Annotated in this window: 4 protein-coding genes; 3 read left to right on the forward strand and 1 reads right to left on the reverse strand. The window is 70.5% G+C overall.

From position 1 onward, the window contains the following. From VED21_RS26045 to VED21_RS26055, 3 genes are all read left to right on the forward strand, one after another. A partial coding sequence (locus tag VED21_RS26045) for a hypothetical protein (protein ID WP_324887544.1) occupies nt 1-247 on the forward strand: 247 nt, incomplete at its 5' end. Continuing rightward, nucleotides 244-1,152, forward strand: a complete 909-nt coding sequence (locus tag VED21_RS26050; RefSeq protein WP_324887546.1) for a serine kinase — start codon at nt 244-246, stop codon at nt 1,150-1,152. The genes VED21_RS26045 and VED21_RS26050, both read left to right, overlap by 4 nt. Then, nucleotides 1,149-1,991, forward strand: coding sequence for a sulfotransferase domain-containing protein (locus tag VED21_RS26055; protein WP_324887547.1), 843 nt, complete (start codon nt 1,149-1,151; stop codon nt 1,989-1,991). The genes VED21_RS26050 and VED21_RS26055 overlap by 4 nt, the downstream gene beginning before the upstream one ends. Before the next feature lie 5 nt (nt 1,992-1,996). On the opposite strand, the gene VED21_RS26060 is transcribed toward VED21_RS26055, so the two are convergent. Next, entirely contained in the window at nt 1,997-3,946 is a 1,950-nt protein-coding gene (locus tag VED21_RS26060) for an asparagine synthase-related protein (RefSeq protein WP_324887548.1), read from the reverse strand. Nucleotides 3,947-4,470: the final 524 nt, after the last annotated feature.

A 4,470-nucleotide genomic window follows, 5' to 3' on the forward strand; every position in this document is an offset into this window, starting at 1 on the left:
GGAGGCCGCCGCGACGCTGACGCTGGTCTGCGCGCTGCTGGCCGCTCTGCCCTTCGCGCGGATGATGCGGCTGCTCGGCCTGCACATGCCGGATGGACAACCATCATCGGCCGGTACCTGCGATCCCGGAACCGCGCGCGCCATCGCGCGGGCGGTGGCGCATGCCTGGAACCGTTGCGGCGGGGTGACCGTCTCCGGCGGCACGGAGAGCCTGAATTACGCCCCCATCGCGGTCTTCCAGGCATGAACCACGCGCTGTGCGGCCTGAAGGTCTCATCCGACCTGCCCCTGCCCGACCTGCTGCCGTGGACCGGCGACGACCGCGCCACGGACATCGAAATCCGCCTGGGCGACGTGCCGGACCGGCTGGAACACGCGGTGCATGAGGGGCCGCTGCTCCAGGTCACGGCCGACGGCGCCTGCCGCTACGCCATCGCCAACGTCGCCGCCTATCTGGTGGAGGGCGGCCGGCGGGTCACCGTGCGCCCATGGATGGAGCCGGATGCCCCGGACGTACGCGTATTCCTGCTGGGCAGCGTGTTCGGCGTCCTGTGTCACCAGCGCGGGCTGCTGCCCCTGCACGCCGGTTGTGTGGAGATCGGCGGGCGGGCGGTGGCTTTCGCTGGGGATTCGGGCGCCGGCAAATCGACGCTGACCGCCGCCTTCCTGCGCCGCGGCCACGCGGTGCTGGCCGACGACGTGACGGTGGTGGATCTGGCCGCCCCCGGCGGCCCGCTGGTGCTGCCCTCGTTCCCGCGCATCAAGCTGTGGCGCGACGCCATGGACGGGCTGGGCCTGCCCGCCGACGGGCTGGAGCGCAGCCGCGCCCAGCTTCAGAAGTTCCACCTGCCGGTGGAGTCCGGCTTCCGGGCGGAGCCCCTGCCGCTGGCCGCCATCTACCACCTGCACACCGCGCACGACCAGCGGCACGCCGGCATCGAGACGTTGCGCGGCAGTGTCGCGGTGGACGCGCTGCTGGACGCGGTCTTCCGCCGGCAGGCGGCGTTGCGCATGGGCCGGCGCGGGCCGCTGATGGCCGCGGCGATGCGCCTGACGGCGCTGCCCGGCCTGCGACTGTCGCGCATGCCCGACCTGACGGCGCTGGACGCCACGGTGGCGGCCATCGCCGCCCGCCACGAAGCGCCGGGATGAGCGGCTTCCACTGGCTGGCGTCCTATCCCAAATCGGGAAACACATGGCTGCGGCTGGGCCTGTTCAGCCTCAGCCGCGACGGGGCGACGCCGGACTTCGCCAGCCATCGGACCTTCATCAGCATCGCCAGCACGCGCGCGGCCTTCGACTCCCGCCTCGACGTGGAGTCCAGCGACCTGACGGACGACGAGGCGGCGGCGCTGCGCCCGCGGCTCTACGAGGCCGAGGCACAGGCCGCGGCGAACCCGCTGCTGCGCAAGGTGCATGACGCCTGGACCCTGACCGCGGCCGGCGAGCCGCTGTTTCCCCCGGCGGTGACGCTGGGCACCGTCTACATCGTGCGCGACCCGCGCGACGTGGCGGTGTCCCTGACCCACCACATGGGGATGAAGCAGGACGAGGCGATCGCCTTCCTGGCGGATCCGGCCGCCACGCTGGCCCGCAGCGGACCGCGCTGCAAGGCCCAGCTCCCGCAGCGTCTGCTGACCTGGAGCGCGCACGTGGAGAGCTGGCTGGACGCACCGGAGCTGCCGCCGCCCCTGCTGCTGCGCTACGAGGACATGCTGGACGACGCGGCGGCGGCGCTGCTGCGGATCGCCCGCCACCTGGGCTGGGAGGCCACGACCGAGGCGGCGGCGAAGGCGGCGGACGCCACCCGCTTCGAGGCGTTGCGCGCCGCCGAGGAACGGCACGGCTTCCGGGAGCGGCCGGCGAAGGCGGCGCGCTTCTTCCGTCGCGGAGTCGCCGGCGGCTGGCGCGACACGTTGACCGCGACGCAGGCGGCGCGGATCGAACGCGACCACGGCACGGTCATGGCGCGGCTGGGCTACGCCACCTGACCGCCCTATCCGTTTCCGCCGTCCACCCAGCGCAGGAACTGGCCCGTGTGCAAGGCACGGAGCAGCATGACGCGATACTGCGAACCATCCCCCTCGATCTGTCCGGAATCGTCCGGCCAGCTGTCGAGAAGGCGCTTCAGGCGCGGCACATCGAGGATGCGGCTGGCCAACGCCGAGCCTTCCAGCCGCTCGATCTCCGCCGCCAGGGCGGCGCGGTGCGGCGTGAGGCGCAGGTGCCAGTCGGTGTTCTGCGCGCCGCGGTGGGTGTTGAGGGCGATCTCCGGCGGAAGCCGGTCGGCGAACATGCGGCGCGCCAGCGAGCGCGCCTGACCGTCACGCATGAATTGGTCATCCGGCAGCGACAGACAGAAATCGATCACCCGCCGGTCGGCGAAGGGGTCGGACAAGGTGATGCCGGTGAGGCCCCGCAGCGCCGCCCCCGCCTCCATCTGCATGCGCGAGCGCGGTATCGCATAGTTGAGGATCGCCAGACGGCCGCCCGTATTCCAGGTGTCCACACTCAGCACGGCGTTGCGTGCGTAATGCTCCTCCAGCTTCGCGTCGCGGACGAAATCCGGATTGATGGCGGTTCTGCGGCGCCAAACCGGCGCATCATCTCCGTCGCGTTGGCGCCGCAACCAGAATCGAAGGCCGTCGGGCAGCGCCCTCGCAGCATGATAGCGCGCCAGCGACTGCCAGCGGCTGGGCGGCAGGGTGCGCCGCAACGCCATCAGCTCACGGGCGAAGCGGCCCCATGCGCCACTCTGCCGCAGGGTGGACAGCCGATCGAACCCCTCGGCGGTGAGGGTGTAATTGCCCCAACCGCCTTCCAGCATCGTCGCCGCGCCAAGCTCGCCGGTACGCCGGAGCATGCGCAGGAACCATCCGGTGTTGGACACCCCCCGCATCGGCGCGCCGGATTGGAGGAACAGGGACGTGGGGTCCAATTCAAACGCTTCCGGCTCGTCGGACGTCAGGAACTCCAGGGCAAGGTTCGGATAGCGCTGCCCCAGCGCCGTCACATAGGGCCGCTCGTCGGCGTATTCGTGCCCTCGGACGTGAACCGCACCGCCGGCCACCGGCACGACGGTGAAACCATGCACCGTCGCCGGGGCCAGCCGCCGGGCGGCGGTGGCGGCGACGGCGCTGGAATCCAAGCCGCCACTGACCGAGGCGACCACGGGGCCGGCGACGCGCAGCCGGCAGGCCACGGCGTCCTCGAACACCGCGCGCGCCGCCTCGACGTATTCGGCATCGTTGGCCAGGCACAGCGTCGGGCGCCGTGCGGGCTCCCAAACACGGTCCTGGCGCACGCCTTCGGCCGTGACGATGACCCGGCCGGCCGGCACGACGCGGGAAATGCCTTTGTAGAAACTGCGGTCGCTCTCGTCGGCGCTGGTGAGCAGCAGGTTGGCCACGGCCACCTCGTCCAGCTCGCGCGCGATCTCGGGCAGCGCCAGCAGCGGCCGGTAGCCGGTGGCGAAGACGGCGAAGCCACCGGCGCGGCTGAAGAACAGCGCGCGTTTCGTGCTGTGGTCGCGGGCGAGCATCAGCCGCCGGGCGCGCCCGTTCCACACGGCCCAGGCGAAGTCACCGAGCAGGCGGGGAACCGCCTCCTCCTCCCAGCGCTCATAGGCGGCGCGGACGAGGTCGCCATCCGGGATGGGATTCTGCGGCGGACTGCGCAAGCCAAGCGCATCCAGCATTTCGGCGCGGTTGTCGAGCCGGCCGTCGAACATCGATACGATCTTGCCGTCGCCGCCCGTGGACGGCTGCCGCTCATAGCGGTCCTCGGGAGACAGGACGCGCTGGCGAAAGACGAAGACACCGGACTCGACACGGCGGGTGACCGGCTTTCCAAGCCCCTGGCCGTCGAGGCTGCGGGAAAGGCGCTCATCGGTCCCCGGCGGCGGCCCCGCCGGATCGAACGAAACGAAGCCCGCGAACGCGCTCATGCCGGATAGCCGGCGGCGAAACGGTGAGGCGCTATAGGCAACAAAGGTCGGAGCATGGCGGGGCCGCGTGCAACTTGATAACCGGGAATGCGCGTCAACGCACCGATGCTTCGCTGGTGTTCCCGCAGTGCGGCTCAGGACAGCAGATTCTCAAATCCATCCGTCACAGTGTCTGCGGCGGCCAAGGTCGTACTCTCGACCGACGACACCGTCAGCATCGGGGCAGACCACGGCTTGCGCACGACGGCTTCCGAACGGCATCCCGCCTCGTTCGCATCCAATGCCCTGTGCTCCACGACCAAACCTCCACACTGCACATCATGCAACCGATGATGAAAGCATAGCACAACCGGCCGGACGTGTAAATCATGCATACCCGCGAGGCAGGGCTCCGAACTCAGGTTAACGACGGTTTACGGGTTGCTCTGGGCGTGATTCTCTGGATCTCCCTGATTCGGAGTCCCCCATGTCGGAGCCTGCGCTGATCTTTGGCGAGAAGTCGCGCCTTCGTGCCCTGCTTGACC

The sequence above is a fragment of the Azospirillum sp. genome (genome assembly GCF_035627195.1).
Classification (GTDB): domain Bacteria; phylum Pseudomonadota; class Alphaproteobacteria; order Azospirillales; family Azospirillaceae; genus Azospirillum.

What these genes read in the sequence shown, in the direction of transcription:
- VED21_RS26050 (WP_324887546.1), top strand. Translation starts at nt 244, where the DNA reads ATGAACCACGCGCTGTGCGGCCTGAAGGTCTCATCCGACCTGCCCCTG.
- VED21_RS26055 (WP_324887547.1), top strand. Translation starts at nt 1,149, where the DNA reads ATGAGCGGCTTCCACTGGCTGGCGTCCTATCCCAAATCGGGAAACACA.
- VED21_RS26060 (WP_324887548.1), bottom strand. Translation starts at nt 3,946, where the DNA reads ATGAGCGCGTTCGCGGGCTTCGTTTCGTTCGATCCGGCGGGGCCGCCG.